This is a genomic window from Streptomyces humi (assembly GCF_001005085.2).
Taxonomy (GTDB): domain Bacteria; phylum Actinomycetota; class Actinomycetes; order Streptomycetales; family Streptomycetaceae; genus Streptomyces; species Streptomyces humi.
This window is the reverse complement of sequence record NZ_LBMU02000037.1, coordinates 83,697-109,526: the sequence shown is the minus strand read 5'-3', so window position 1 is coordinate 109,526 and position 25,830 is coordinate 83,697. Positions and strand designations below refer to the sequence as shown.

General features: G+C 71.2%; 27 protein-coding genes. 13 read left to right on the top strand and 14 right to left on the bottom strand.

Annotated elements, in window-relative coordinates; translation table 11 throughout:
* Positions 1-352 precede the first annotated feature (352 nt).
* The gene (locus AAW13_RS16470) at positions 353-1,084 is read right to left on the bottom strand and encodes a DUF7873 family protein (protein ID WP_046729648.1); all 732 of its coding nucleotides are present in this window, start codon (positions 1,082-1,084) and stop codon (positions 353-355) included.
* Between the two features lie 195 nt (positions 1,085-1,279).
* On the opposite strand from AAW13_RS16470, the gene AAW13_RS16465 reads away from it, so the two are divergent.
* From AAW13_RS16465 to AAW13_RS16445, 5 genes are all read left to right on the top strand, one after another.
* A complete protein-coding gene (locus tag AAW13_RS16465; protein WP_052768556.1) occupies positions 1,280-2,584 on the top strand; it encodes a DUF262 domain-containing protein in 1,305 nt (434 codons plus the stop codon).
* Positions 2,581-3,717, top strand: a complete 1,137-nt coding sequence (locus tag AAW13_RS16460) for an AAA family ATPase (RefSeq protein ID WP_046729647.1) — start codon at positions 2,581-2,583, stop codon at positions 3,715-3,717. Before AAW13_RS16465 ends, AAW13_RS16460 begins: the two co-directional genes overlap by 4 nt.
* A gap of 123 nt (positions 3,718-3,840) precedes the next feature.
* Positions 3,841-4,695, top strand: a complete 855-nt coding sequence (locus AAW13_RS16455; protein WP_143145011.1) for a hypothetical protein — start codon at positions 3,841-3,843, stop codon at positions 4,693-4,695.
* Between the two features lie 222 nt (positions 4,696-4,917).
* A complete protein-coding gene (locus AAW13_RS16450) occupies positions 4,918-5,331 on the top strand; it encodes a RidA family protein (protein ID WP_046729645.1) in 414 nt (137 codons plus the stop codon).
* Complete coding sequence (locus tag AAW13_RS16445; RefSeq protein WP_046729644.1) at positions 5,328-5,780, top strand: GNAT family N-acetyltransferase; 453 nt, start codon at positions 5,328-5,330, stop codon at positions 5,778-5,780. Before AAW13_RS16450 ends, AAW13_RS16445 begins: the two co-directional genes overlap by 4 nt.
* Before the next feature lie 117 nt (positions 5,781-5,897).
* Here the strand turns inward: AAW13_RS16445 and AAW13_RS16440 are convergent, their stop codons facing one another.
* Together AAW13_RS16440 and AAW13_RS16435 are read right to left on the bottom strand one after the other, a co-directional pair.
* Positions 5,898-6,620, bottom strand: coding sequence for an aspartate/glutamate racemase family protein (locus AAW13_RS16440; protein ID WP_046729643.1), 723 nt, complete (start codon positions 6,618-6,620; stop codon positions 5,898-5,900).
* Positions 6,621-6,625: 5 nt separating this feature from the next.
* Positions 6,626-8,083 carry an NCS1 family nucleobase:cation symporter-1 gene (locus AAW13_RS16435; RefSeq protein ID WP_046729642.1) on the bottom strand — a complete coding sequence of 486 codons (1,458 nt, stop codon included), beginning with the start codon at positions 8,081-8,083 and terminating at the stop codon, positions 6,626-6,628.
* Positions 8,084-8,275: 192 nt separating this feature from the next.
* On the opposite strand from AAW13_RS16435, the gene AAW13_RS16430 reads away from it, so the two are divergent.
* Together AAW13_RS16430 and AAW13_RS16425 are read left to right on the top strand one after the other, a co-directional pair.
* On the top strand, positions 8,276-8,944 hold the full coding sequence (locus AAW13_RS16430; RefSeq protein ID WP_046729641.1) for a GntR family transcriptional regulator: 669 nt from the start codon (positions 8,276-8,278) through the stop codon (positions 8,942-8,944).
* 62 nt (positions 8,945-9,006) lie between these two features.
* A complete protein-coding gene (locus tag AAW13_RS16425) occupies positions 9,007-10,479 on the top strand; it encodes a LamG domain-containing protein (RefSeq protein ID WP_046729676.1) in 1,473 nt (490 codons plus the stop codon).
* Positions 10,480-10,484: 5 nt separating this feature from the next.
* On the opposite strand, the gene AAW13_RS16420 is transcribed toward AAW13_RS16425, so the two are convergent.
* On the bottom strand, positions 10,485-11,177 hold the full coding sequence (locus tag AAW13_RS16420; RefSeq protein ID WP_046729640.1) for a uracil-DNA glycosylase: 693 nt from the start codon (positions 11,175-11,177) through the stop codon (positions 10,485-10,487).
* 105 nt (positions 11,178-11,282) lie between these two features.
* Between AAW13_RS16420 and AAW13_RS16415 the strand changes: the two genes are divergently transcribed.
* Entirely contained in the window at positions 11,283-11,891 is a 609-nt protein-coding gene (locus AAW13_RS16415) for an RNA-binding S4 domain-containing protein (RefSeq protein ID WP_046729639.1), read from the top strand.
* Positions 11,892-11,958: 67 nt separating this feature from the next.
* Here AAW13_RS16415 and AAW13_RS16410 read toward each other — a convergent pair whose 3' ends face one another.
* Both AAW13_RS16410 and AAW13_RS16405 read right to left on the bottom strand, forming a co-directional pair.
* The gene (locus AAW13_RS16410; RefSeq protein WP_046729638.1) at positions 11,959-12,429 is read right to left on the bottom strand and encodes a DoxX family protein; all 471 of its coding nucleotides are present in this window, start codon (positions 12,427-12,429) and stop codon (positions 11,959-11,961) included.
* Positions 12,430-12,524: 95 nt separating this feature from the next.
* Positions 12,525-13,307 carry a helix-turn-helix domain-containing protein gene (locus AAW13_RS16405; protein WP_046729637.1) on the bottom strand — a complete coding sequence of 261 codons (783 nt, stop codon included), beginning with the start codon at positions 13,305-13,307 and terminating at the stop codon, positions 12,525-12,527.
* Positions 13,308-13,426: 119 nt separating this feature from the next.
* Between AAW13_RS16405 and AAW13_RS16400 the strand changes: the two genes are divergently transcribed.
* Together AAW13_RS16400 and AAW13_RS16395 are read left to right on the top strand one after the other, a co-directional pair.
* Positions 13,427-13,777, top strand: coding sequence for a nuclear transport factor 2 family protein (locus AAW13_RS16400; RefSeq protein ID WP_046729636.1), 351 nt, complete (start codon positions 13,427-13,429; stop codon positions 13,775-13,777).
* Positions 13,774-14,145, top strand: coding sequence for a DUF1330 domain-containing protein (locus tag AAW13_RS16395; protein ID WP_046729635.1), 372 nt, complete (start codon positions 13,774-13,776; stop codon positions 14,143-14,145). The genes AAW13_RS16400 and AAW13_RS16395 overlap by 4 nt, the downstream gene beginning before the upstream one ends.
* A gap of 149 nt (positions 14,146-14,294) precedes the next feature.
* Here AAW13_RS16395 and AAW13_RS16390 read toward each other — a convergent pair whose 3' ends face one another.
* Entirely contained in the window at positions 14,295-15,002 is a 708-nt protein-coding gene (locus AAW13_RS16390) for a class I SAM-dependent methyltransferase (RefSeq protein ID WP_046729634.1), read from the bottom strand.
* A 164-nt stretch (positions 15,003-15,166) separates the two neighbouring features.
* Positions 15,167-16,081, bottom strand: a complete 915-nt coding sequence (locus AAW13_RS16385; RefSeq protein ID WP_046729633.1) for an acyltransferase domain-containing protein — start codon at positions 16,079-16,081, stop codon at positions 15,167-15,169.
* Between the two features lie 202 nt (positions 16,082-16,283).
* On the opposite strand from AAW13_RS16385, the gene AAW13_RS16380 reads away from it, so the two are divergent.
* The gene (locus tag AAW13_RS16380) at positions 16,284-16,598 is read left to right on the top strand and encodes a DUF6343 family protein (protein ID WP_046729632.1); all 315 of its coding nucleotides are present in this window, start codon (positions 16,284-16,286) and stop codon (positions 16,596-16,598) included.
* Positions 16,599-16,643: 45 nt separating this feature from the next.
* Here the strand turns inward: AAW13_RS16380 and AAW13_RS16375 are convergent, their stop codons facing one another.
* From AAW13_RS16375 to rpsA, 4 genes are all read right to left on the bottom strand, one after another.
* Positions 16,644-17,030 (bottom strand): tetratricopeptide repeat protein, encoded by a 387-nt coding sequence (locus tag AAW13_RS16375; protein ID WP_046729631.1) that lies wholly within the window; start codon positions 17,028-17,030, stop codon positions 16,644-16,646.
* 72 nt (positions 17,031-17,102) lie between these two features.
* A complete protein-coding gene (gene coaE, locus AAW13_RS16370) occupies positions 17,103-17,714 on the bottom strand; it encodes a dephospho-CoA kinase (protein WP_046729630.1) in 612 nt (203 codons plus the stop codon).
* 67 nt (positions 17,715-17,781) lie between these two features.
* Positions 17,782-18,720, bottom strand: coding sequence for a PAC2 family protein (locus tag AAW13_RS16365; RefSeq protein ID WP_046729629.1), 939 nt, complete (start codon positions 18,718-18,720; stop codon positions 17,782-17,784).
* A gap of 288 nt (positions 18,721-19,008) precedes the next feature.
* Positions 19,009-20,505 carry a 30S ribosomal protein S1 gene (rpsA, locus tag AAW13_RS16360; RefSeq protein ID WP_046729628.1) on the bottom strand — a complete coding sequence of 499 codons (1,497 nt, stop codon included), beginning with the start codon at positions 20,503-20,505 and terminating at the stop codon, positions 19,009-19,011.
* A gap of 317 nt (positions 20,506-20,822) precedes the next feature.
* On the opposite strand from rpsA, the gene AAW13_RS16355 reads away from it, so the two are divergent.
* Both AAW13_RS16355 and AAW13_RS16350 read left to right on the top strand, forming a co-directional pair.
* On the top strand, positions 20,823-21,689 hold the full coding sequence (locus AAW13_RS16355) for a class I SAM-dependent methyltransferase (RefSeq protein ID WP_420855468.1): 867 nt from the start codon (positions 20,823-20,825) through the stop codon (positions 21,687-21,689).
* A 111-nt stretch (positions 21,690-21,800) separates the two neighbouring features.
* Positions 21,801-24,542: an ATP-dependent RNA helicase gene (locus AAW13_RS16350; protein WP_046729627.1), complete on the top strand. Its 2,742-nt coding sequence runs from the start codon at positions 21,801-21,803 to the stop codon at positions 24,540-24,542.
* Here the strand turns inward: AAW13_RS16350 and pgfA are convergent.
* A complete protein-coding gene (gene pgfA, locus AAW13_RS16345) occupies positions 24,532-25,524 on the bottom strand; it encodes a cell envelope lipid trafficking protein PgfA (RefSeq protein ID WP_046729626.1) in 993 nt (330 codons plus the stop codon). The genes AAW13_RS16350 and pgfA overlap by 11 nt on opposite strands.
* A gap of 21 nt (positions 25,525-25,545) precedes the next feature.
* A complete protein-coding gene (locus AAW13_RS44875) occupies positions 25,546-25,680 on the bottom strand; it encodes an SPW_0924 family protein (RefSeq protein ID WP_107483338.1) in 135 nt (44 codons plus the stop codon).
* Positions 25,681-25,830 lie beyond the last annotated feature (150 nt).

The following is a 25,830-nucleotide window of genomic DNA, read 5'->3' as shown; positions in this document are numbered from 1 at the left end:
CGCGAGCGGGCCCGAGGGCGTAGCCTGCCCCCGGGCCCCGGGATGCCGCCGAAAGTCACACGCCGGCACACTTGAGAACCCGGGTCAGTCGTGAGGTCGCCGCGTCCTTCCTTTGGACCACCACGCATCGAGCTGCGCGGGCAGGACTTGAACCTGCATTTCGACGTGCTGGGGCCCGGGCCCGGTCGATCCGGCGATCGGCGGCGAATGCTGAGTCTGGAGCGAGAGTCTGAGATTCAACGCGGTCCGCCCCGTGTTCTGTGGGGTACGACCGCTCTTCACGACAAGGCTCAGCTTCAGCTTTGCGCTCCTCGCGCACCCCGGCCACGTCGGGCCGGGGAGTCTGGGAAGGTCACCCGAAGAGGTAACCGAACACGGCGTCCCCGACTCGTTGGTCGACGACGTCGGTGCCGTTCGCCTCCTCTCGGGCGAACTTGACGGCCTGCTGCAACTTCTCGACGCGGTCGAGGAGTTCGTTCACGCGCCGTGCGGGCAGGGCGCCGGAGAACTTCACGGTGGTCCAGTACCCCACCGGAACGTCCTCGTAGTACACCTCGACCTGGGCCGGATGCTTCTCCGTCGCCTCGGCCTTCACATGGTTGCGGGGCACCTTCCTGGTGCGCAGGGTCCGCACCGGCTCGGTCTTCCAGGCGTCGGTGGAGGGGTCCTGGACCCACGACTCCGAGGCGTCGAGGAGGGGCAGCTTCCGTACGAACGTGTTGAGATCGACCAGCTGCTTCTCCAGGAACAGCAGATAGGCCACGGGCACCCCGGCGACCAGCACCCGCCCGTCGACCTTCACGTCGGCCCTGGCCTCGCAGTTGGCCCAGTCCTTGGTGGCGGTCACATCGAAGAGCCGCGTCAGCGTGGCCGAGGTCTCCCGCAGCACGTCCTCGGCCTTGACCTGCACTCGCGTGGACTCGGGCGGCAGTTGCTCACCCTCCTCGTCCTTCGGCTGATACGTCCGCGAGATACCGGCCAGCAACGCGGGTTTCTGCAACCCGTGATGAGCCGACGTCAGGTCCTGGTGAGCCTTGGACTTGATGCCCTTCTCGACCGCGATGATCTGATTGAGTTTCGCCACGCAGAGGAAAGTAGCAACGCCAACTCCGGGATTGCCAAGCATTTTCGATGCCCCGGAACGGGACCGCATTCACCCGGGCCACCACCCGGCGGTCAACGGCGCACGCGACGCCCGCCCCTCGTCCGGCAGAATCGACACCGTCGTACTGACGTAACACCGAGTCGTTTCCGGCTCCGGAACGGGACGCGAGGGCAGATGTCGCAGGACGAGAACGTCGGCGGCCGCAAGGCGGTACGGGATCAGACGTCCCTGTTCAGCCGCTACATGGACACGGGGGACCACAACGGCTTCCAGGTCGAGGTGGGCGCCGACGGCCGCGGTACCAACGTCGAGCTGGAAGTGACGGATCCCGACACCGAGGAGACGGCGGACCGGATCACCTCACCGTACGACCCTTCCAAGATCGAGATTCAGACCGGCAACCCCACCATCAACCTGCTCATGTCCCGGCTGAGCAACGGCATGATCGACCTCGCGCCCGACTTCCAGCGACGGGCCGGCATCTGGTCCGACGAGCAGCAGAGCAGACTGATCGAGTCACTGCTGCTCCGCATTCCCATTCCTTCCTTCTACGCGGCCGAGCTGGACGACAGTTCCTGGTCCCAGGACAGCTCATGGGCGATCGTCGACGGCATCCAGCGGCTGACCGCCATCGCCCGGTTCATCGCCCCTGACGCGCTCGCCGAATTCGCGGGTGTCGATGCGGGGCCGCTGCGGCTGCGCGGCCTGGAGTACCTCCAGAGGGATTTCGCCGGCAAGGGGTACGACGACCTCACGGGACGGCTCCAGATCCGCCTGAACGAGACGCAGGTGGTCGTGCACGTCATCCGGCCCGGCACTCCGGAGGAGGTGAAGTTCAACATCTTCGCCCGGATCAACACCGGCGGACTTCCCCTCACCCGGCAGGAGATCCGGCACGCGCTGATCCCGGGGCCGGCCAGGCAGTTGCTCTCCACGCTCGCCGAGTCGCCGGAGTTCGTGTCCGCGACCGGCAACGGGGTCGCCAACACCCGTATGTCCGACCGCGAAATGGTGCTGCGGGCCCTGGCGTTCCGGCTCACCCCGCCCGACGAATTCAGGGCACACGACTTCGACCAGTTCCTCGCCCGCACGATGCGGCAGATCAACAGGCTGACCGACGAACAGCGGCAGCTGCTTGCCCGGGAGTTCAAGCAGGCGATGACGTCAGCGCGGGCGATCTTCGGAGAACACGCCTTCCGCAAGCTGTATCCAGGACAGTCGTGGCGCAATCCCATCAACAAGGCGATCTTCGAGTCGGTCGCGGTGAACCTGGCCGTTCTCACGGACACCGAGCGTGACAGCCTGGTAGCGTCCCGCGAGCAGGTGCTGTCGAGGTTCAGACTCGTCATGCACCGCCCGGACTTCGAGCGGGCCGTGTCCGTCGGCACCGGCGACCGGGCCAAAGTGACCTTCCGGTTCGGCAGGATCCGCAACCTGTTCCGAACCGTCCTGAACGGCAACGGGGGCGGCGTGCAGTGATCGACCAGGTGTCCCTGGCCAACTTCAAGGCGTTCCCGGCATCCGACATCCCGCTCGCGCCGGTCACCCTGCTCACCGGCCTCAACTCGTCGGGCAAGAGCACGGTCCTGCAAGCCTTCGCCCTGCTGCGGCAGTCGTACGAATCCTTCACCATGTTCCCCACCGACGGGGCCCTGGAGCAGGGAGGCCTGCTCCTCAACGGCGACCTGGTCGAGTTGGGGACCGGGCAGGACCTGATCCACGAGGACTTCGTACGCTCCCCCGGGCTGCCCACACCCTTGATCGGCATCGGGATCCGCACGAGCGACGGGCACACCCATGAGTGGTTCGCCCGGTACGCCCCCGAACAGGACGTACTCCCGCTCCACTCGGCTTCGGGCCTGCCTCACGACGACTCACTCTTCGGACGCTGCTTCCAGTACCTCAGGGCCGACCGTATCTTTCCCGCCACGAGTTATCCCCGGTCCCATCACCAGGCCATCGGCCGGGCCTTTCTCGGGGCGCGGGGGGAACACGCCGTCAACTACCTCCGGCATCACGCCGCCCACCCGATGGACGACGGTCCGCTCCGCCACCCGCGCGCGAGTGCGCACACCTTCCTCGACCACGTCGTGGCCTGGATGCAGGAGCTGTGCCCCGGCGTCAACCTCGACGCCACCGAGATCCCGGGCATCGACTCCGTACGCCTCAGCTACGGATTCGACGGCACGGCCGGCCTGGACTCCTCGGCACCCCGTCGCCCCACGAATGTCGGCTTCGGACTCACCTACGCCCTGCCGATCGTCGTCGCGTGCCTGACAGCGGGACCGGGAAGCCTGATCCTGCTGGAGAACCCGGAGGCCCATCTCCATCCGCGCGGCCAGACCAGGATGGCCGCGCTCATCGCTGCCGCGGCCGCGGCCGGCGCGCAGCTGATCGTGGAGACCCATTCGGACCATGTCCTCAACGGCCTGCGTCTCTCGGTCAAGAAGGGCGTCCTCCCGGCCTCGCACACAGCCGTGCACTACTTCCGCCGCCGTGGCCACCGCGCGGACGTCGTCACCCCGCGCATCAACGGCGACGGTTCCCTCTCCGACTGGCCGACGGGCTTCTTCGACGAGTGGGAGAACTCCCTCGAACAGCTTCTTGACTGACGGTCGTCCGTCACGCACCACGATTGGGGTAGGGCCGCAGTGCCACTGTCGTTATTCCTGAACGAACTGTCGTGCCAGTCCGACGCGGGACCCAGACGTGTCGACGAGGCCATGGCCACGTTCGTGGCCACTCTGAAGCATCTCAGCACCTGGCAGAAGGTCGGGCTCGTCACCGAGAGCCCTCTCCAGTCGGCCGAACTCGCCCGCGGCTACGTCTACCAGCAGTGGGTGAACGCCACTCCGCACAACCGGGACCGGCACCGCTACATCCTGCGGCTTCGCGACCGCAGCACCGTACGCGGCACGCTCGAGGCGAACGGCCACGACCCGGCGGAGGTCGAACACCTCCACGACGGACGCCAGGCTCTCGGCATCGGTGCCGCGCACCTCATGGACGGCATCGCCATCAGCCTTCCGGTCACACAGAAATGGGCGACCTCCTGGCTCGACGTCGACGTCAACCGCCTCGGTGACAACGACATCGAGTCCCGTCAGGGCCGGGTCCGGCACTGCTCCGCACCGGACGAGGCCGACGAACACGAGGCATGGGTGCGCGACCGCGGCCTGAGCGGCTTGAACAGTCCGGCCCTGCTCCTCGACGCCTGGGACGAGTTCTTCCCGTCCCTGGAACGCCTTCCTCGCTTCGACCGTGATCTGCGCGCCCTCGACCCGAAGTGGTTCCTGCCGGTCCGCCGTCTCCTCGCCGACCTCCAGTGCACGGCCGCCGGCCACTGGGACCTCGCCCGCTCTCCCGAACCACACTGGCAGAACTCCCACATCACACCCGAGTCACAGTCCCGGCGTCATCTGTGTACTTTCCCGGACCCGGAGTGCCACGGCCAGGACCTCTGCTTCTCCTGGCACGGCCGCATGACACCGGGCCAGGGACGCCTGTACTTCCGCCTGGTACCCGAGCGATTGACGTTCCGCCTCGCGTACGTGGGCACGAAACCCGGCAGCGACCGCCTCTCCCACTGACGGCCGGAGCGGGCACGACCCTGCTCCAGCAGAGGCAGGCAGCCGGGACCGACGTCGGCTCGCTCCCGCACCTCGTCGAAGGCGCCGGGCGCCCTGCGCCGACTCACCGGGGGCCGGTCGACAGCTGCTCGGTCACGCTGGCTGGGGGGATAATTCTGGTGCGGTGGTGGGTGGTCTCTCGGATGATCGGGGGGTTCTTCGCCGTCTGTCCCAGGAGCCGCCGTGATCCGCCGTGTCAGCGCCACCGCCCTCTTTCCACCGCCGGCCTACTCGCACGCCTCCGTCGTGGCGGCCGGCACGAGACTCGCGTTCCTCGCCGGGGCTGTCCCCCTCGACGCCCGGGGGGAGTTGGTCGGTGCGGGGGATCCCGTGCGGCAGGCCCGGCAGGTGCTGGCGAACCTCCAGGAGCAACTGCGGGCGGTGGGCTCCGACATGGGGCACGTGGTGGCGACCGACGTGTACGTCGTCAGCGCCGACACCGCGGTGCTCTCCGCCGTCTGGGAGGTCGTCGAGGCGTCCGGGCTCAGCGCGGGGCCGCATTCCTCGACGCTCGTCGGCGTGGCCTGCCTGGGTTACAGCGGGCAGCTGGTGGAGATCACGGCCACGGCCGTCGTACCCGAGGGGGCCGGAGCGTGAGCGGTGGGGTCGTGTTGCGGCGGGCAGGTGGTCCGGATGCCGGGGCCGTCGCCGACGTGTGGCTGCGGTCGTACGGTGCGGCGCTGCCGACCGTCGTCCGGGCGCACTCCGACGACGAGGTGCGCGCGTACTTCCGGGTCGTGGTGGTGCCGGAGCGGGAGACGTGGCTCGCGGAGGCGGACGGTCGTGTCGTGGGGGTGATGGTGCTCGCGGAGGATGTGTTGTCCCAGTTGTACCTGGACCCCGCGTGGCGGGGGCGGGGTGTCGGTGACCGGTTCGTCGCGCTGGCGAAGGAGCGCTCGCCGCGGGGGCTCACGCTGTGGACGTTCCAGGTCAACAAGCCCGCCCACCGGTTCTACGAGCGGCACGGCTTCGTCGCCGTCGAGTCCACGGACGGCAGCGGGAACGAGGAGCGGGAGCCGGACGTGCGGTACGTCTGGCAGCCCTGAGCCGGACGTGCGGTACGTCTGGCGGCCCTGAGCCGGACGTGCGGTACGTCTGGCGGCCCTGAACCCGCCGCCGCGGGCCGGCCGCCGGGTGGCCGGGTGTGGGCTCGGCCGCCGTTCCTAGGCGCGCCGTGGCCCCCATGCCCGGCGTTTCGCCAGCGGCTTCGCGTAGCTCCCCGCGCGGGAGGTGGTGAGCCCGAGGGCGACCAGCGACTCAGCCAGCTTGACCGCCGCGCCGACGCCGTCCACGACCGGGACCCCGAGCTTCTCTCCCACCACCCGCTGGAGGCCCGTCATCCCGGCGCAGCCGAGGACGAGGACCTCGGCGCCGGCGTCCCGGACCCGTTCGGCCGCCGCCAGAAACGCGGCCTCCGTCCGTCCTGGGTCACCGGCCAGGTCGAGGACGCCCAGTCCGGTGCCCGCCACGGCCACGCAGTTGCGGGCGACGCCCGCCGTCTCCAGGCTGTCCTCGATCTGCCCGCGCGAGCGGTCCAGCGTGGTGACGACGCCGTAGCGGCGGCCCAGCAGGCAGGCCAGATGCGCGGCGGCCTCGGTGATGTCGACGACCGGGACGTCCAGCAACTCCCTTACGCCTTCCCGTCCGTGCTCGCCGAAGCCGGCCATGACCACCGCGTCGTACGGCGGCCCGTCGTAGGTCCGCAGGGTGTCCAGGACCGCGGCCGCCGAGAGGTAGCTGTCCAGCCAGCCCTCCGCCGACTCGGGCCCCCAGCCGGGGGTCAGCCCGGTCACGGTGGTGCCCGGGCCTGCGGCGGCCCGGGCACCTCGCACGATCTCCTCGGTCATCTCCTGCGTGGTGTTGCAGTTGGTGACGACGATCCGCACGTCCGTCAGGCCTCCTCGGTCTCGGGGACCCGGTCATCCCGGCCCAGCGCCAGGTACAGGCCGGCGGCCAGGGCGGTGCCGATGAACCAGGAGTACGGCGCCACGTCGCTGAAGGTCTTCACCAGCGCGAGCACGCCCGCGACCGCCGCCGAGGGCAGGAACGCCCACAGCGCCTTGGGGTTGACGCCCTTGCGGTAGTGGTACGGGGAGCCGGGCGCCGCGTCGAAGAGCCCCCGCACGTCCACCCTGCCGCGCTTGATCGCGTAGTAGTCGACCATGATCACGCCGAACAGCGGTCCCAGGAAGGCGCCGAGGCCACCGAGGAAGTAGTTGACGACGGTGGGGTTGGAGAACAGGTTCCAGGGGGTGACGACCAGCGCGGCGACCGTGCTGATCATGCCGCCGACCTTGAAGCTGATCTTCTGGGGCCAGACGTTGGCCAGGTCGTACGCGGGTGAGACGAAGTTGGCGACGATGTTGACGCCCATGGTGGCGACCGCGAAGGTCAGGGCCGCCACCACCAGGACCCAGGTGTTGCCGACCTTGGCGACCAGTTCGGCGGGATCGGTGATGGCCTCGCCGAAGACCTCCAGCGAACCCGCGGTCACGATCACCGAGACGACCACGAACGCCGTCGAGTTGATCGGCAGGCCCCAGAAGTTGCCGCGGCGCACGGTGCGGTAGTCGGGTGCGAAGCGCGAGAAGTCGCAGAAGTTGAGCATCAGCGTGCCGTAGGTGGCGAGGATCAGCCCGATCGCGCCGAACCACTGGCGCCACTGCTCGCCGGTGGAGACCGGGTGCGGGGTGGAGGTGAGCGAGATGGTCCAGTGGGCCTTGGCGAGGATCCAGACCGCGAGGGCGATCATGACCAGCCAGATCGCCGGGCCGCAGAAGTCCTGGAACTTGCGGACCGACTCCATGCCCCGGCTGATGATCGCCGCCTGGACCAGCCAGAGCGAGACGAAGGAGATCCAGCCCAGGGTGTCGAGGCCGAGGAAGGAGGTCTCCGTCAGGGACTTCAGGCCGGGCCAGGCGGCCAGCAGCATCACGTTGACGGCGACGGACGCCAGATAGGTCTGGATGCCGTACCACATGATGGCGATCACGGCCCTGATCAGGGCGGGGATGTTGGCGCCCCAGACGCCGAAGCTGATGCGGCTGACCACGGGGAACGGCACTCCGTGGCGCTGGCCGATCCTGCCCATCCAGTTCATGCCGACGTAGATGAGCACGAAGCCGACGAGGAGGGAGGTGAAGACCTGCCAGACGTTCATGCCGAGGACCAGCAGACCGGCGGCGAAGGTGTAGTTGCCGAGGTTGTGGACGTCGGACATCCACATCGCGAAGAGGTCGAAGACCTTCCAGTTCCGCTGCTCGGCGGGGGCCAGGTCTTCGTTGGTGAGCCGGGGGTCGGGGACGAACGCGGGTGCGCCGGTGGCTTCGGCGCGGTCGGCCAGGGACACGGGGCCTCCAGAAACTACGGGGCGGGGAGGGAGGAGGGCGGCTGCGGGTGCTGCCGCCGAGTGCCGCGGATGGGCTGTATCGCGCGTTTGGTATACCAAACTGCGGTCATGGTCCTCCCGTCAAGCGTTCTGACCGATGTCCGTCCCGTTACGGCTCCGTAAAAGCCCCCTCGGGTCGGCGAAAATGACCTCATGGGCTCCCCCACTACGAAGATCGAACCCCTGGGCGCGGTGCGCGAGCACGTGCTCGCCACCCTGCGGCAGGACATCATCGAGGGGCGGCTGGCCCCGGGTGACCGGCTGGTCGAGCGGGAACTGGCCGAGCGGTTCGGGGTGTCCCGGGTGCCGGTCCGGGAGGCGATCCGGGCTCTGGTCGCCGAGGGCTTCGTGCTCTTCGAGTCGGCCCGCCGTACGGTCGTGCGCCGGCTGACCCCGACCGACGTCAAGGAACTCTTCGAGCTGCGCGAGGCGTTGGAGGTGTACGCGGCCGGGCTGGCGGCCGCGCGGGCGACACCCGAGGCACTGGCCGAACTGCGGGAGCTGCTCGACCAGGCGGCCTCGGCGACCAGGTCCGACGACGCCGAGACGATCACCGACGTCAACACGCGCTTCCACGACCGGATCCTCGCCCTGGCGGGCAACAGCCTGCTCATCTCGGTCATGGAACCGGTCGACGGCCGGCTCCGCTGGCTCACCCGGCGCAACGAGGAGTGGCCCCAGCTCCTCACCGAGCACCGCGAGCTGTACGAGGCGATCGCCTCCGGCGACCCCGACCGCGCCCGCACCCTCGCGCTCGGCCACGTGCGTGCCAACTACCGGTCGACGGTGAGGCACCTGTTCGACGAGGAGACCGGCGGCTGACCGCCGGCTGACCGTCCCCTAGGCTGGCGGGCCGATCACATCGACACGGGGAGTGCATGACCATGGTGAGCAGACGGGGGCTGTTGAGCGGAGCCGCGCTCGTGGGGATGGGCACGCTGGCCGGTACGGCGGCGGGCACGGGGACCGCCGCGGCCGACGCCCCGCTGGACACGCCGTTCACCCCGGTCACCGCACCGCATCTGGCCGAGGCCGAGCGGATGGTGCAGTACCAGCGCATGCTGGCGGCCGGCTACCTGCCCACCGGACTCGCGGGCCACTGGCCGCTGGACGGCTCCGCCGCCGACCGCTCCGGCCTGGAGCACCCCGTCACCCTGGGCTCCGGGGCGGGCTGGACCAGCCTGCGGGCGGGCGGTGAGCTGAGCTTCGACGGCACCTCCGCCGCGTACGCGGCCGCCGCCTCCGTGCTGGACACCACCGCCCCGTTCACGGTCGCGGCCTGGGTGCGGCTGGCCGACGACGCCGTCCTGACGAACATGTACACAGCCGTGAGCCAGGACGGGAGCAGCGCCAGCCGCTTCCTGCTCCAGTACGACGACTCGGCCAGGACCTGGGCCTTCAAGGTGCGCAGCGAGGACCAGGCGGTCAAGGTCTCCGCCCTCGGTGCCCGGCCCGTCGACAGGACCGGTGTCTGGACCCACCTGACCGGCGTCTGGGACGGCACGAGCATCAAGCTGTACGTGAACGGCGTGCTGGAAGGCAGCGCCGGCACCGCCCTCTCCTGGGCCGCGCCCCAGGGCCTCAGCATCGGCCGGGCCCGCTGGGACGGCGGTTACGTGAACCGCTTCAAGGGTGCGATCAGCGACGTCCGCGGCTACGGACGGGCACTGAGCGCCGACGAGGTCTCGCTGATCAGCGGTGCCACGGCGGACGCCAACAACGTCTACCTGATGGACGCGACGGCCACCGTCACCTGGGGCCGGCCGGACGACCTCGCGAGCTGGGTGTCCCGGGCCCGCTGCTCGTCCTTCGTCACCGCGCTGCTCAGGCACACCTACGGCTGGGCCACCGACGCCTACTTCCTCCAGTACTTCGGGGAGAAGGGCCCCGAGGCCGCCGACTACTGCCAGGCTTTCCTGAGGAACAGCGGCGGCCCGCGCCTCCGTCCCGTCCGCAGGGTCGCCGATCTGCGGCCCGGCGACCTGATCGCGGTCGACTACAACGGGCAGGACACCGCGAACACCGGGCACATCGTGCTGGTCCGCGAGGTCAAGGGGATCTTCAGCGGGGTGGCCGACTTCCCGGGCGAGACCCAGTACGCCGTCGAGATCGTCGACTGCACCTCCGACCCGCACGGCGTGCACGGCCTCTCCAACTACCCGCGGTACCCGGACACGCGCATGGTCAGCAACGTCGACGGCGAGAACTTCCAGGGCGTCGGCATCGGCCACATGATGTTCTACGCGTCCGACGCCACAGGTGAGTTCTCCCGCTACCGCTGGAGCGTCAACTCCTCCGCGACCACCGGCACCCACCCGGTCGGTGACCGGCCGGTGGCGGCGGCCCGCCTGGTCTGAGTGCCTCAGCGCAGCCCGGCCGTCTCCGCCGCCGTCCGCAGCACGTCGCGGAGCATCTCGGGGGTGAGCAGGCCGGTGAAGGTGTTGCGCTGGCTGACGTGGAAGCAGCCGAAGAGGTCCAGGCCGCCCAGGTCGACCCGGGTGCCGTGGGCGAAGCGCGGGCGGGGCCTCGGCACCGTCCAGCCCGCCGCGGCGAACGCCGGCAGCGCGGCCTGCCAGCCGAACGCGCCGAGCACGACGACGGCCCGCAGCGTCGGCCGCAGCAGCGCCAGCTCCTCCACCAGCCAGGGGCGGCAGGTGTCGCGCTCCGCGGGCGTCGGCTTGTTGTCGGGCGGGGCACAGTGCACCGGCGAGGTGATCCGCACGCCGTACAGTTCGAGTCCGTCGTCGACGCTCACCGCCGTCGGCTGCGAGGCGAGCCCGACGTCGTACAGCGCCCGGTACAGCACGTCGCCGGAGCGGTCACCGGTGAACATCCGCCCGGTGCGGTTGCCGCCGTGCGCCGCCGGGGCCAGGCCGACGATCAACAGGCGGGCGTCGGGCGGCCCGAAGCCGGGAACGGGCCGCCCCCAGTACGTCCAGTCGGCGAACGCGGCACGCTTGGTGCGCGCCACCTCCTCCCGCCAGGCGACCAGCCGGGGACAGGCGCGGCAGTCGCTGACACGGGCGTCCAGGTCGGCGAGGGGGGTGTGGTGCATGCTTCAACGGTAGGGCCGAGGTGAGTGTGCGGGGGGCCACCGGGGTTCGGTCGTGGCAGCTCGCGCGGTTCCCCACGCCCCTCGGGGGCGCGTTAAGGTCGGGGCATGTCTTCTCAGGACGTGAACGGCAGCGCGGCACGCGAAGGTGCCGGTGCCGGTACGGGCGCCTCCGCCGCGGCCGAGCCGGCGCAGAGCGCCGAGGCTCCCGATCCCGCCGCCGTCGCCGCGGCGGTCGCCGCCGCCGAGGCCGCCGCGCCGGCTCCCGGGGAGAGTGTCCGGATCGACAGCTGGATCTGGGCCGTGCGGCTGATCAAGACCCGCTCCATGGGGGCCACCGCCTGCCGGGGCGGGCATGTCCAGCTGAACGGCGAGCGCGTCAAACCCGCCCACTCCGTGCGCGTCGGTGACGAGGTGCGGGTGCGCCAGGAGGGACGGGAACGGATCGTCATCGTGAAGCGGCTGATCCGCAAGCGGGTCGGCGCCCCCGTCGCCGCCCAGTGCTACGTCGACAACTCGCCGCCGCCTCCGCCCCGCGAGGCCGTCGCCCCGATCGGCCTGCGCGACCGCGGCACCGGCCGCCCCACCAAGCGCGACCGCCGCGAGCTGGAACGGCTCCGTGGCCTCGGCGGGATCGGCGGACCTGGCGGGACGGGTGGCCCGGGCGGCCCGGGCAGCACCGGCCGGCCGAGCGGCGGACGCCCCGGCGGACGGTGATCCACCGGGGCGCAGCGGGGCCGGGTGAGGGCGGGTGGGGCCGGTTCGCTCCCCTTCGCCCGGTGCTTCAGCTCCGTCCCCGCACCAGCGCCCACAGCCGCGCGTTCTGTTCGCGCCGGGCCCAGGCGATCAGCATCAGCGGCACGATCAGGATCAGCGGGGTCGCCGCGTACTGGCCGTCGAAGACGGTCATCTGGACGATGAACGCGCCCACCATGAGCCCGCTGAGCGCCGTCGCCGCCGCCGATTGCAGCACCGGCACCAGCAGGGCGACGGCACCGGCCAGTTCGAGCGCACCGATGGTGTACATGCCCGCGCTGCCCCATCCCATCCTGTCGAAGGACTCCACGGCGGAGGGATGCGCGATCAGCTTGGGCAGCGCGCTCGCCGCGGCGTAGAACAGGGCGAGCAGCACCTGCACCGTGCGCAGGGCGAGGCGGGCGGCCCGGCGGCCACCGGACGTCGCGGACCGGGCGACGGCCGGGGTCGCGGGGGTGGCGGAAGCGGTGAGGGAGACGGGAGCGGTGGTCTCGGACATGGGGTTCTCCTGGGGAAACGGTCTCTGCTGCTGTCACAGAGGTAGACCCGTGGCCGCCGGAGAACTCATCGCCGCCGCACCGGATTCCCTGGATTTCACTCCGCCCGGTCGAACCGGCGCCGGGTCTCCTCGTCGGCCGGCAGGAACGTCTCCAGGTGCAGTCCCTCCAGTGCGGCGTCGGTGGCGGTGCTGAGGGTGGCGGAGGTGCTGAAGAACCGGAGCGGGGTGCCGTCCACCTCGATTTCGAGGGTGACCACCGGTCCCTCGGCACGCGTGGCGGCAGCGGCCGTGCCGAGGTACCCGGCCACCTCCCCGGCCAGCTCGTGCAGACGCTGGTCATGACTGCGTTCGGCCCGGTGTCGCACCTGTTGCAGCAGGTGGCTGCCCCACTCCGCGCGGTTGCCGATCCGGGCCGCCAGGCCGCCCGGGTGCAGGCTGACCCGGACCACGTTGACCGGTGGCTCCAGCAGCTCCGGCGCGCAACCGGCCAGCAGCTGATCAACGGCCGCGTTGGCGTCGACGATGTCCCAGTGTTCGTCCAGCAGCAGTGCGGGATACGGCAGGTGGGCGTCGAGGAGCCGGCGCAGACCGTCCATCACCACCGCGATCGACGCGTCGTCCAGCTGGTGGTCCTGGTAGCGGGGTGCGTAACCGGCGGCCAGCAGGAGCCGGTTGCGGTCCCGCAGCGGCACGTCCAGGTTCTCGGAGAGGTGCATGAGCATCTCCGGTGTCGGGTGCGCCTTGCCGGTCTCCACCCGGCTGAGGTGCCGGGTGGAGACCCTTGACCGGTTGGACAGCTCCTGCTGGCTGAACCGGCGCCGTTCACGCCAGGTCCTCAACAGCGCACCGACCGGGGGGACTTCGACTGCAACGCTCATGTCCGCGAGTCTAAGCGGCCGGGTCCGGGGTGCCATGACCTGTGAGGTCATGGATCGGACGCCCCGCCCGGGGCCAGGATCTGGGTCATCAGCCGATCGAGACGGACGGAGAGACGAACATGAACGGCATCGTCGAGAAGTACCTGGCCACCTGGAACGCGACCGGCGACGAGCGGGCGAAGCTCGTCTCCGAGCACTGGTCGCCCGAGGTCACCTACACCGACCCGATGGCCGAGGTCTCCGGCCACGAGGGGATCACCGCGATCGTCGACGGCGTGCAGGCGCAGTTCCCGGGTTTCGTGTTCACGCAGGTCGGCGAGGCCGACGCCCACCACAGCCAGGTCCGGTTCCGCTGGGGTCTGGGACCGGAGGGCGCCGAGCCGCTGGTGATCGGGTTCGACGTCCTGGTGCTGGACGCGTCGGGCCGGATCCAGGACGTGCGCGGCTTCCTGGACAAGGTGCCGGCATGACGGCGCCGCGCGCATACGTGGTCGGGTACCTGCGGAACGTCGACGTCGGCCCGGAGATCGCGGAGTACATCGAGCGCATCGAGGCCACGATGGCACCGTACGGCGGTCGCTTCCTCGTGCACGGCGGACGGCTCGTCGAGCACGAGGGCACCTGGAACGGAGACGTCGTGATCCTCGAGTTCCCCGACACGGCCCGCGCGCAGGAGTGGTACGAGTCCCCGGACTACCAGGCGATCCTGCCGCTCCGCACCGAGCACGCGAGCTCGATGGTCGCCCTGGTCGAGGGGGTGCCCGACGGCTATCGCGCAAGCAACAAGATCTCGCAGCTGTTCCCGCTCCTGAACGCCCCGGCCGAGCTGGCGAGCTGAGCGCGGACGACCTGAGCGCGGACGACCCACTCAGCGGTGCCCCCCTCGGCCTCCCGACGACGTCGGCGGGGAGCACCGCCGGACCGCACCCACCTGGACCGGGGCTGCGGGGCCGTCAGGCAGCCGGGTGGACCGGGGCTGCGGGGCCGTCAGGCAGCCGGGGCCGACGGGGTCCGCCGGGCCGCGGGTACCGCCCGCACCCATGTCCTGTCCTCCGTCAGATACTCCGCCACCTCCAGTCCCGCCTCCGCCAGCGCCTCCTCGAACTGCTCCGCGGTGAGCGGCCGGGCCAGGAACGTCTGGGTCCAGGTCGCGTCCGGGAACTCGTACTCCGCGCGCACCGAGTTCACCCCGTCGCCGACGGGCTCGGCCGACACGATCCGGACGGTGTAGCCATGGGGGTCGACCCGCTCCCTGGGCACCTTCGTGTGGTAGTCCGCGCCCTCCCGCTGGACGAGCACACAGCCGTCCGCGGCCACGTGCGCCGCGCAGGTCCGCAGCATGCCCCGGCGCACCTCCAGGTCTCCGGTGTGCACCAGGAACGACGCGAGCATCACCACGTCGAACTTCTCGCCCAGGTCGAGCCCTTCGATGGTGCCGCGTATCGTGCGCGCCCCTCGCACGCGCTCCAGCATCTCCGCCGACTCGTCGACCGCCGTGACCGTGAAGCCGCGTTCCACGAGCGGGTGCGTCACCCGCCCCACTCCGCAGCCCAGTTCGAGGACGCGGGCACCGGCGGGGACCGCCGCCTCGATGATGTCCGGTTCGCTCCCCACGGCCAGCCGCGAGTAGAACTCCACCGCGCAGCCGTCCGGCGTGATCGCACCGGGTCCTGTTCCCTCGTATCCCTCACGCATTTCAACCGTCATGCCCGAAGAACGGCCGGCCACCGCACAGCCGTTCCCGCACCGCGATGGTTCACTCGTTCGAGTCGTTCGGCACCCGACGGGAACTTTCCCGCACCGTACCGACGATGGCAGATCACAGACGATGACAGATCGTCAGGTGACGCCGGAGATCGTCACTGCTCCCACGGGAACCATCCGTGCCCGATGTACCAGTGGCCGCCGGCCCGCAGCCGGTCGCCGACCGCCCGCTCCAGCGACGTACGCCGGGGCAGGTCGCGGGCCGGGAGGTCGGGGTCACCGAAGACGAAGCCGACGGGCGTGCTGTCGGCCGGCTCCCGGTCGTCCCAGCCGCGCCGGAACCGCTCCTGGAAGCGGACGATGTTGGAGTCGGCCGGGAGGTGCTGCCGCAGCTGCGGGTCGAGCAGCCAGGAGTGGCAGGTCGCGACGGCCGGGGACTCGTCGGGGAAGTACCGGGCGAAGAACTCCCGGGCCCGGAGCACGGAACGGTCGCAGGCGGCCGGGGTGAGCGGTCCGAGGAAGTCAGGGATGTGCAGGTTCAGGCTGGGACTGTCGGCGGTGACCGCGGTTCCGGCGGCGGTGATCGCCTGTGCCGTCCGGGTGCCGAGCCCCGCCCGCTCGTATTGCAGCCGCCCGAGCTGGTAGAGCTCGCCGCAGAAGTGGCGGGTCAGCCAGTGGGCCTGGCGGACACCGAGGCCCCCGCGGCCGTACCTTCTGCGGTGCAGTGCCATGCCGCGGCCGAGGTCGGTGAGCGTGTGCCGGCCGATGTCGTCGGGGATGCCGAGTTCCCGGTGCGCGGCACGCACGCGCGGCACCGCGAAGAGGAAGACGTACACGAGGAAGTACTCGCCGAGGGCGGTCGGGGCGTGGGCGGCCCGGTCCCCGAGTCCGGCCGGGTCGTCGACCTCCCTGACGACGCGCGTCACGTCCTCGGCGCACTCCTCCAGGAGCCGTCTCACCCCGGGGTCGGTCGTCACGGTCCGCAGACGTGCGGTCACCTCGTTGACGTCCTCGTGCGGCACGGCGAGATCGAGGAGCAGGTCGGGCAGGTCGTCGGCGTCCGGCAGCACGTGCGGTCCCCCTTGGTGAACGCGTCCCTTGGCGTACGCGCCTCTCGGCGTACGAGTCCCTGGTGGGCCGTACGCGCCTCCCGGCGTGGGCGTCCCGGGGCCCGTACGCGCCTCTCGGCGTACGCGTCCCTGGTGGGCGTCCTCGCCCCTTGGTGAACGCCCTCGTCGAAGAGTACGTTGCTAGGAGGAGTGGTGATCCGGGATGCGTACGGGCAGTGAACCGACCACCGCGCGCAGCGCGCTGCGGGCGCGGTTGTGGCTGAGCCTGTGGGGAGTCGCCTGGGCGATCTTCGGCACCGTGGTGTTCGTGCTCGTCGGACGCCCCGGCTGGGCGATCGCCTGCGGGGTGCTGTGGCTGGTGGCCACGGTCGACATGACCATGATCCTCAGACACATGCGGCAGGGCCCGCACTACCAGCCGGGCCGTGACGTACCGCCGTACCGCCCGGCGGACACCCGTCAGCCGGACTCCCGCCCGCCGCCGTTCCGGCGCCCACCGCAGCACCGTCACCCGTGAGCCCGCCCTCCCCGGCCGGCCCGGACACCATGGGCGAGGGTCCGCTCACGTACCGCTGTCGAAGCGGGCCGCCTTCAGGTACTCGGGGTTCGGGTCCAGTGCGGCCGCCAGCCGGAAGTGACGTATCGCGAGGTCGGCCCGGCCCTGGCGCTCATACGTGCGGGCGAGCGCGAAGTGGGCGAACGCGTTGTCCGGCTCCCGCTCCAGAACGATCGTGAACTCCAGTTCGGCGGGCCGTAGTTGCGCGGCGGCGAAGAAGGCACGCGCGCGCAGCAGCCGGGCGGCGGTGTTCTCGGGGTGCGCGGCGATCACTCCGTCGAGCAGCTTCACCGCGCCCCGTGGGTCCCGTGCGTTGAGCAGTTGCTCGGCGGCACGGAAATCGATGACATGCGTCTCCGGAGTACGTCCGGTCGAACCGCTGGTCTCGGGCACGGCAAAGTCCTTCCCTCGCTGAAGCGGTTCAACGCCCGGACGGGTGTCCGCTATTTCGAAGACGGCCGCCCGCTAGCTCGGGGCCGACTCCCGCGCCCGGCGCACGAGCTCGGCCCAGACCTCCGCGACCCGCCGTCGCAGCACGTCCAGGGGCACGTCGTTGTCGATGACGATGTCGGCGATCTCCAGGCGCTTCTCGCGGGTGGCCTGTGCGGCCATACGCGCGCGGGCGTCCTCCTCCGTCATACCGCGCAGCCGGGTGAGCCGGTCGAGCTGGGTCTCGGGGGCGGCGTCGACCACGACCACGAGGTCGTAGAGCGGGGCGAGGCCGTTCTCCGCGAGGAGCGGGACGTCGTGGACGACCACCGCGTCGGCGGCGGCCGAGCTCTCCAGTTCGCGGGAGCGGGCACCCACGAGGGGATGCACGACCGAGTTGAGCACGGCCAGCTTCTCGGGGTCGGCGAAGACGATCGAGCCGAGTCGCGGCCGGTCCAGGCTGCCGTCGGCGGCCAGGACGTCCGGGCCGAAGGCCTCGACGACGGCCGCCAGGCCCGGCGTGCCCGGCGCGACGACCTCACGCGCGATGCGGTCAGCGTCGATCAGCACGCCGCCGTGTTCCACCAGCAGCCGCGACACCTCGCTCTTGCCGGCGCCGATCCCGCCGGTGAGGCCAACTTTCAGCATGCCCAGCAGCTTAGGGCCTGCCACCGACACCGGCCCGGACAGGTCCAGGAAACCTCGGCGGCGGGCCCTAGTTGTCGCCCTCCCGCTCCGCGAGGAAGCGTTCGAACTCCAGGCCGATCTCGTCCGCCGAGGGGATCTCCACCGGCTCGGCGAGCATGTTGCCCCGGGTCTCGGCGCCCGCGGCCGCGTCGTACTGGTGCTCGAGGCCCTGTACGAGGGCGGTGAGTTCCTCGTCGCCCTCCTGGACCTGGCGTTCGATCTCCGTCTGGGTGCGGTGCGCGTCCGTGCGCAGGGCGTGGGCGACACCCGGGAGCACCAGCCCGGTGGCGCCCGTGACGGCCTCCAGGACGGTCAGGGCGGCGTCCGGATAGGGCGACCGGGCGATGTAGTGCGGAACGTGCGCGGCGACGCCCAGGACGTCGTGGCCGGCCTCCATGAGCCGGTATTCGAGCAGCGCCTCGGCGCTGCCGGGCACCTGGGCCTCGTCGAAGGGGCTGCGGTGGCCGGGGACGAGGTCGGTGCGGTTGCCGTGCGGGGTGAGTCCCACCGGGCGGGTGTGCGGGACGCCCATGGGGATGCCGTGGAAGTTCACGGACAGGCGGACCCCGAGCCGCTCCACGATCTGCCGTACGGCGGCGGCGAAACGTTCCCACTCGACGTCCGGCTCGGGGCCGGACAGCAGCAGGAAGGGCGCCCCCGTGGCGTCCTGGACCAGCCGGACCTCGATGCCGGGCTCCTCGTACTCGGTCCAGCGGTCCCGCGTGAAGGTCAGCAGCGGGCGGCGGGCCCGGTAGTCCACGAGCCGGTCGTGGTCGAAGCGGGCGACGACCTGGTGGGGCAGCGAGTCGAGGAGCCGCTCGACGATCTGGTCGCCGGTCTCGCCCGCGTCGATGTATCCGTCGAAGTGGTAGAGCATGACAAGACCGGCCGACTCCTGGGCGAGCGCCATGTCGACGACGGCGAGGCCCTTCGGCTCCCATGCGTACAAACCCTGCGGATCAAGCACTGTGACCGCTCCTCCTCGTGTTCGTACGTGACAACGCGTCGCACGACGTGGGCATTCCTGGTCCGCCGTCCTCTCACCGCCTTTTCGTGCCGGGCCGCGGCATGGCAACTCCCGAGGGGCGCCGGGAAGTTCCCGGTGGGCGCGCGGTACCGGAACACACGGAGGCCGGCAGCTCGGAACATGCGAAGGCCGGCACCTCGGAACATGCCGAGGGCCCGCACCTCGGAAGGTGCGGGCCCTCGGTGAAGCGGCTAGGCCTCAGTGGCTAGGCGCCACAGTGGCTGGGCCTCAGCTCTGGCCACCGGCCAGCTTCTCGCGGAGCGCGGCGAGCGCCTCGTCCGAAGCGAGCGCGCCGGAGGTGTCCGCACCCTCGGAGGAGTACGAACCGCCACCCGCGGCCGGAGCGGCACCCGCGGCGTCGCCACCCTCGGCGGCGGCAGCGGCGTCGGCCTCGCGGCTCTTGATGACCTGCTGCTGGTGCTGCTCGAACCGCTGCTGCGCCTCGGCGTACTGGTGCTCCCACGCCTCGCGCTGGGTCTCGTAGCCCTCGAGCCAGTCGTTGGTCTCGGGGTCGAAGCCCTCGGGGTAGATGTAGTTGCCCTGGTCGTCGTAGGACGCGGCCATGCCGTACAGGGTCGGGTCGAACTCGACCGTGGCCGGGTCGGCACCGAAGGCCTCGTTGGCCTGCTTCAGCGAGAGGCTGATGCGGCGGCGCTCGAGGTCGATGTCGATGACCTTGACGAAGATCTCGTCGTTGACCTGGACGACCTGCTCCGGGATCTCCACGTGGCGCTCGGCCAGCTCGGAGATGTGGACCAGACCCTCGATGCCCTCGTCCACGCGGACGAACGCACCGAACGGAACCAGCTTCGTGACCTTGCCGGGCACGACCTGGCCGATCTGGTGGGTGCGGGCGAACTGCTGCCACGGGTCTTCCTGGGTCGCCTTCAGCGACAGGGAGACACGCTCGCGGTCCATGTCGACGTCGAGGACCTCGACGGTGACCTCCTGGCCGACCTCGACAACCTCGGACGGGTGGTCGATGTGCTTCCAGGACAGCTCGGAGACGTGGACCAGACCGTCGACGCCACCCAGGTCCACGAAGGCACCGAAGTTGACGATCGAGGAGACCACACCGGAACGGACCTGACCCTTCTGGAGGGTCGTGAGGAACGTCTGGCGGACCTCGGACTGGGTCTGCTCCAGCCAGGCACGGCGGGACAGGACCACGTTGTTGCGGTTCTTGTCCAGCTCGATGATCTTCGCCTCGAGCTCCTTGCCCACGTAGGGCTGGAGGTCGCGGACGCGGCGCATCTCGACCAGGGAGGCCGGGAGGAAGCCGCGGAGGCCGATGTCGAGGATGAGACCACCCTTGACGACCTCGATGACGGTACCGGTGACGATGCCGTCCTCTTCCTTGATCTTCTCGATGGTGCCCCAGGCACGCTCGTACTGGGCGCGCTTCTTCGAGAGGATCAGGCGGCCTTCCTTGTCCTCCTTCTGGAGGACAAGGGCCTCGATCTCGTCACCGACGGCGACGACCTCGTTGGGGTCGACGTCGTGCTTGATCGAGAGCTCTCGGCTCGGGATGACACCTTCGGTCTTGTAACCGATGTCGAGCAGGACCTCGTCCCGGTCGACCTTCACGATGACGCCGTCGACGATGTCGCCGTCGTTGAAGTACTTGATCGTCTCGTCGATCGCGGCGAGGAAGGCTTCCTCGTTACCGATGTCGTTGACCGCTACCTGCGGGGTGGTGGCGGTGGTCTCGGTGCTGCTCGTCATGTGGGAAAGGGCTCCGGTACGGACATTGAAGTCGTAGGTACTGCTTACGCCGGGAGCCCGTTTCGCTCTGATGAAGACCGGACAGCCAAGGAAGCGCCACACAAAACCGCTGGTGGCGCCTCGAAAACCGAGGGGGCATACAACAGATGCGAGCGCAGCCTGCTACGTCTGAGGTGCGCAGGCCCGCAGCGCAACTTGTAGCATACGGGGGCAGCCGGACAGGGTCAATGCGCGAAGGCGCACACCCGGGGCGGATCGCCGCATACCCGGCACAAGAACCGTCCCACGAGGCCACGCAGGTCTGGAAAACCTCTTTCGTGACACCCCGGCGACGGGTTGCAGGGAAGAGTACGACGAGGGAGCCGATCATCCAAGAGCCCGTTTCGTTCGACCTCGAACCGGAAGCCACCCGGCGGACCGCCGGGGCCGCCGAGAGCAGCCGGGCCAACCGGGGCTGGTGGGACCGCAACGCCGACGACTACCAGATCGAGCACGGCACGTTCCTCGGGGACGACCGTTTCGTGTGGGGTCCCGAGGGTCTCGACGAGGTGGAGGCCGAGCTGCTCGGCCCGCCCGAGGAGCTGAAGGGCAAGGACGTCCTGGAGATCGGTGCCGGCGCGGCCCAGTGCGCGCGGTGGCTGGCGGCCCAGGGGGCCCGGCCGGTCGCCCTGGACCTCTCGCACCGCCAGCTCCAGCACGCGCTGCGCATCGGCGGATCGTTTCCCCTCGTATGCGCGGACGCGGGCGCGCTGCCGTTCGCGGACGGCTCCTTCGACCTGGCCTGCTCGGCCTACGGCGCGCTCCCCTTCGTCGCCGATCCGGGTCTGGTGCTGCGCGAGGTGCGCCGCGTGCTGCGGCCCGGCGGCCGTTTCGTCTTCTCGGTGACCCACCCCGTCCGGTGGGCGTTCCCGGACGAGCCGGGTCCCGAGGGCCTCTCGGTCGCGAACTCGTACTTCGACCGCACGCCCTACGTGGAGCAGGACGACGAGGGCCAAGCGGTGTACGTCGAGCACCACCGCACACTCGGCGACCGCGTCCGGGACATCGCCTCGGCGGGCTTCCGGCTCGTCGACCTGGTCGAACCGGAGTGGCCGGCCTGGAACACCTCCGAATGGGGCGGCTGGTCCCCCCTGCGCGGCAACCTCATCCCGGGCACGGCGATCTTCGTGTGCGAGCGGGACTGACCGCGTCGGCGGGACCGCCGCCGAGAACCGTGCGCTCACCGGCACCGCCCGTGAGCGCACGCGCGCGTGAAGGGTGAAGGGTGTTCCGCGCGGGCGTACGACACTAGGGGCGTGATCCGTTACGACGCCCTGGACGCGCTGCCCGTGCGGCAGGCCCTGCCCGGTCTGGACGACGCCCTGGCGGGGCACGGTACCGCCGTCCTGGTGGCGCCGCCCGGCACCGGCAAGACGACGCTGGTGCCGCTGGCGCTGGCCGGGCTGCTGGGCGAGGGACCCGCGCGGCGGGTGGTGGTGGCCGAGCCGCGCCGGATCGCCGCCCGCGCGGCGGCCCGCCGGATGGCCTGGCTGCTCGGCGAGCAGGTCGGGCGGAGCGTCGGCTACACCGTGCGCGGCGAGCGGGTGGTGGGCCGGGACGCGCGCGTGGAGGTGGTCACGACCGGTGTGCTGTTGCAGCGGCTGCAACGCGACCAGGAACTGTCGGGCGTGGACGTCGTGATCCTCGACGAGTGTCACGAGCGGCATCTGGACGCCGACACGGTGGCGGCCTTCCTCTGGGACGTGCGGGAGACGCTGCGGCCGGAGCTGCGCCTGGTGGCCGCGTCGGCGACGACGGACGCGCAGGGCTGGTCCCGGCTGCTGGGCGGCGCACCGGTGGTCGAGGCGGACGGTGTCTCGTACCCGGTGGAGGTGGTGTGGGCGCCGCCGGCCCGTCCGGTACGGCCGCCGCACGGGATGCGGGTGGACCCGGCGCTGCTGGCGCACGTGGCGTCGCTGGTGCGGCGGGCGCTGGCCGAGCGGGACGGGGACGTGCTGTGCTTCCTGCCGGGCGTGGGCGAGATCGCGCGCGTGGCCGGCCAGCTGGGGAGTCCGGGGGACGTCGAGGTGCTCCAGGTGCACGGCCGGGCGCCGGCCGCCGTCCAGGACGCGGTGCTGGCGCCCGGCGACCGGCGCCGGGTGGTGCTGGCCACGGCGGTCGCCGAGTCCTCGCTCACCGTGCCCGGGGTACGGGTGGTCGTCGATTCGGGGCTCGCGCGCGAGCCGCGGGTCGACCACGCGCGCGGGCTGAGCGCCCTGACGACGGTGCGGGCGTCGCGTGCGGCCGGGCGGCAGCGGGCGGGGCGGGCCGGGCGGGAGGCGCCGGGGGCGGTCTACCGCTGCTGGACCGAGGCCGAGGACGCGCGCCTGACGGCCTTTCCGGCCCCCGAGATAAAGGTGGCCGACCTGACCGCGTTCGCCCTTCAGGCGGCCTGCTGGGGCGATCCCGAGGCCGCCGGACTGGCGTTGCTGGACCCGCCGCCCGGCGGGGCGATGGCGGCGGCGCGGGGTCTGCTGACGGCGGTCGGGGCGGTGGACTCCGCGGGCCGGGCCACCGACCGGGGCGTGCGGCTGGCGCGGCTGGGGCTGCACCCCCGGCTGGGGCGGGCGCTCGTGGACGGAGCCGGGGTGGTGGGGGCGGAGCGGGCCGCGGAAGTGGTCGCGCTGCTGAGTGAGGAGGTTCCCCGGGAGTACGGGGACGATCTGGGGGCCGCCCTGCGGAGCGCGCGGCGCGCGGCCGACGCCTATGCCACCAGGTGGCGTGCGGAGGTTCGGCGGCTGCGGGCCGTCCTGACCGGGGTCGCGCGACCGCCCGAGGACGCGCCCGCATCCGGCACGCGCACCAGCACCAGCACCAGCACCAGCACCAGCACCGAAGCCGACACCGGCAGGGGCACCGGCAGCAGAGGCACCGGAACCAGCACCAGCACCAGCACCAGCACCAGCACCAGCACCAAAGCCGGCACGAGCGGGGGCAGCGGCAACAACAGGGGCAGCAACACCGGAAGCACCGGCACCGGCACCGGCACCGGCACCGGCACCGGCACCGGCACCGGCAGCATCCCTGACGATCAGGCGGCCGGGCTCGTCACCGCCCTCGCCTTCCCCGAGCGGATCGCCCGGGTCGACGGCGGTTCTCACCTGATGGTCTCCGGCACCCGTGCCGAGCTCCGTGAGGGTTCGCCGCTGCGGTCCGCGTCGTGGCTCGCCGTCGCCGTCGCCGACCGGCCGCTCGGGAAGGGGCACGCGCGCGTGCAGCTCGCGGCGGCGGTGGACGAGGAGACCGCGCGGGCGGCGGCCGGGACCCTGCTGGACGTGCGGGACGAGGTGCGCTGGGCCGAGGGGGACGTCGTCGCGCGGCGCGTGGAACGGCTCGGGGCCGTCGAACTCGCGGTACGGCCGCTGCGGGACGCCGACCCCGTGCTCGTACACGGTGCGTTGCTCGAAGGGCTGCGGCAGGAGGGTCTCGGTCTGCTGCGGTGGACGCCCGACGCCGTCGCGCTGCGGCAGCGGCTGGCCTTTCTCCGGCTGCGCCTCGGGGATCCGTGGCCCGACGTCGGCGACGACGCGCTGCACGCGCGCGTGGACGAGTGGCTGGAGCCGGAACTGAGCCGGGCCCGGCGGCGGGCCGATCTCGGACGGATCGACGCCGGGGAGGCGCTGCGACGGCTGCTGCCGTGGGCGAGCGGGGAGGCGGGGCGGCTGGACGAGCTGGCGCCGGAGCGGATCGCCGTGCCCAGTGGATCGCGGATCCGGGTCGACTACGGGAACCCCGGTCAGCCGGTGCTCGCCGTGAAGTTGCAGGAGATGTTCGGGTTGCAGGAGTCGCCCGCCGTGGCGGGGGTCCCGGTGCTGGTGCATCTGCTGTCGCCGGCCGGGCGGCCCGCCGCGGTCACCGCCGACCTCGCCTCGTTCTGGCGGGACGGCTACAGGGGCGTGCGGGCCGAGCTGCGGGGGCGCTATCCGAAGCACCCGTGGCCCGAGGACCCCGCCACCGCGGAGCCCACCCGGCACACCAACGCACGGCTCAGGCGCTGACCGGTTCCGGTGCCGAGGCCGCCACGGGCTGCGGGTCGGCCGGACGGCGGCCGAGCGCCTCCAGCCACAGGGCGAGCGCGAGCAGCGCGATGCCGAGGGAGAGGAAGCCCCAGGGCAGGTACGAGGTCATCAGGAGGACCAGGGTGCGGTTGTGCTTGACCAGGGCGATGGTGTGCTCGATGTAGTCCTCGCGCATCTTCACGTCACCGGCGAAGGCGGTCACCTTGGCGCGGCCGCCCAGCAGGGTGCCGCCGCGCAGTTCCTCCTGGTGGGTCTCCTCGCCGTAGACGGGCGCTCCGGTGACGGGCTCGACCCAGAACCTGCGGACCGTGGTGTACCAGCGGGTGGTGCCGGTCTTGGCGACCGACTCGGGCGTGATGCCCTGCACGGGCATCTTCTTGGGCATCGGGACCTTGGTCCACGGGATGGTCTGCTCGAAGTAGTAGACCTCGACGCCCCGGAAGGTCCGCGTCCCCTTGTAATGGATGGGGTTGGTGGTGCGGGTCTGCGCGTCGAAGTACTCGTAGTCCCGTTTCTCGGTCAGGAAGGGCCACTTGAACTCGATGCCGTCCCTTTTCACCGGGTCGCCGTCGACCATCTCGCCGGTGGCGTGGACGGGTTCCTGGCTGTGGGCGTCGAAGATGTAGCGCTCGGGGATCTCGGAGACCATCTTGCCGTCGGGCCCCTGGACGTAGGACAGCCCGTCCCAGACGACGACGTCCCGCCCCGCCGTCTCCTCGATCCGCTTCGCGGCCGCCACGTCGCCCTTGAGGGTCTGCACGATGGTGACCTGGGGGACCTTCTTCGCCTTCATGGTGCCGTAGTCGAGGAGCGTGGCGTTCTTCGCCACCAGGACCATGTCCTGGTACTGGTTCGCCGGGATCTTGGCCAGGCGCGGGAAGGCGTACCAGCGCAGCAGCGGGGACAGCGCCGCGAAGAACACGGCGCAGGCGAGCAGGACCAGACTGGCCGTGCGGCGCATCTCGGCCTCCCGGGGCGGCGGTTACGGGTGGGACGGCACCGTCGTGAGCAGCGGCTTGGGGGACGTCTCTCCGGCCGGCGACCCCAGGGCGCTGATCGTCACCACCAGGACGACCGCGAGGGTGAGACCGGTCGCGGCTGCGATCAGGGCACGCATGCGGAGCCTCCCGGCGGACGGTTTCCTGATGGTTCGTCAGGTCCGGGCACGGTAGCAACGGGAGGGTGAGATGAGAACACGTCGCACACGGCCGTACGACGGCGAGGGCGCCCTCCCTCGTCGGCGGGAGGGCGCCCTCGTGGCCAGTGG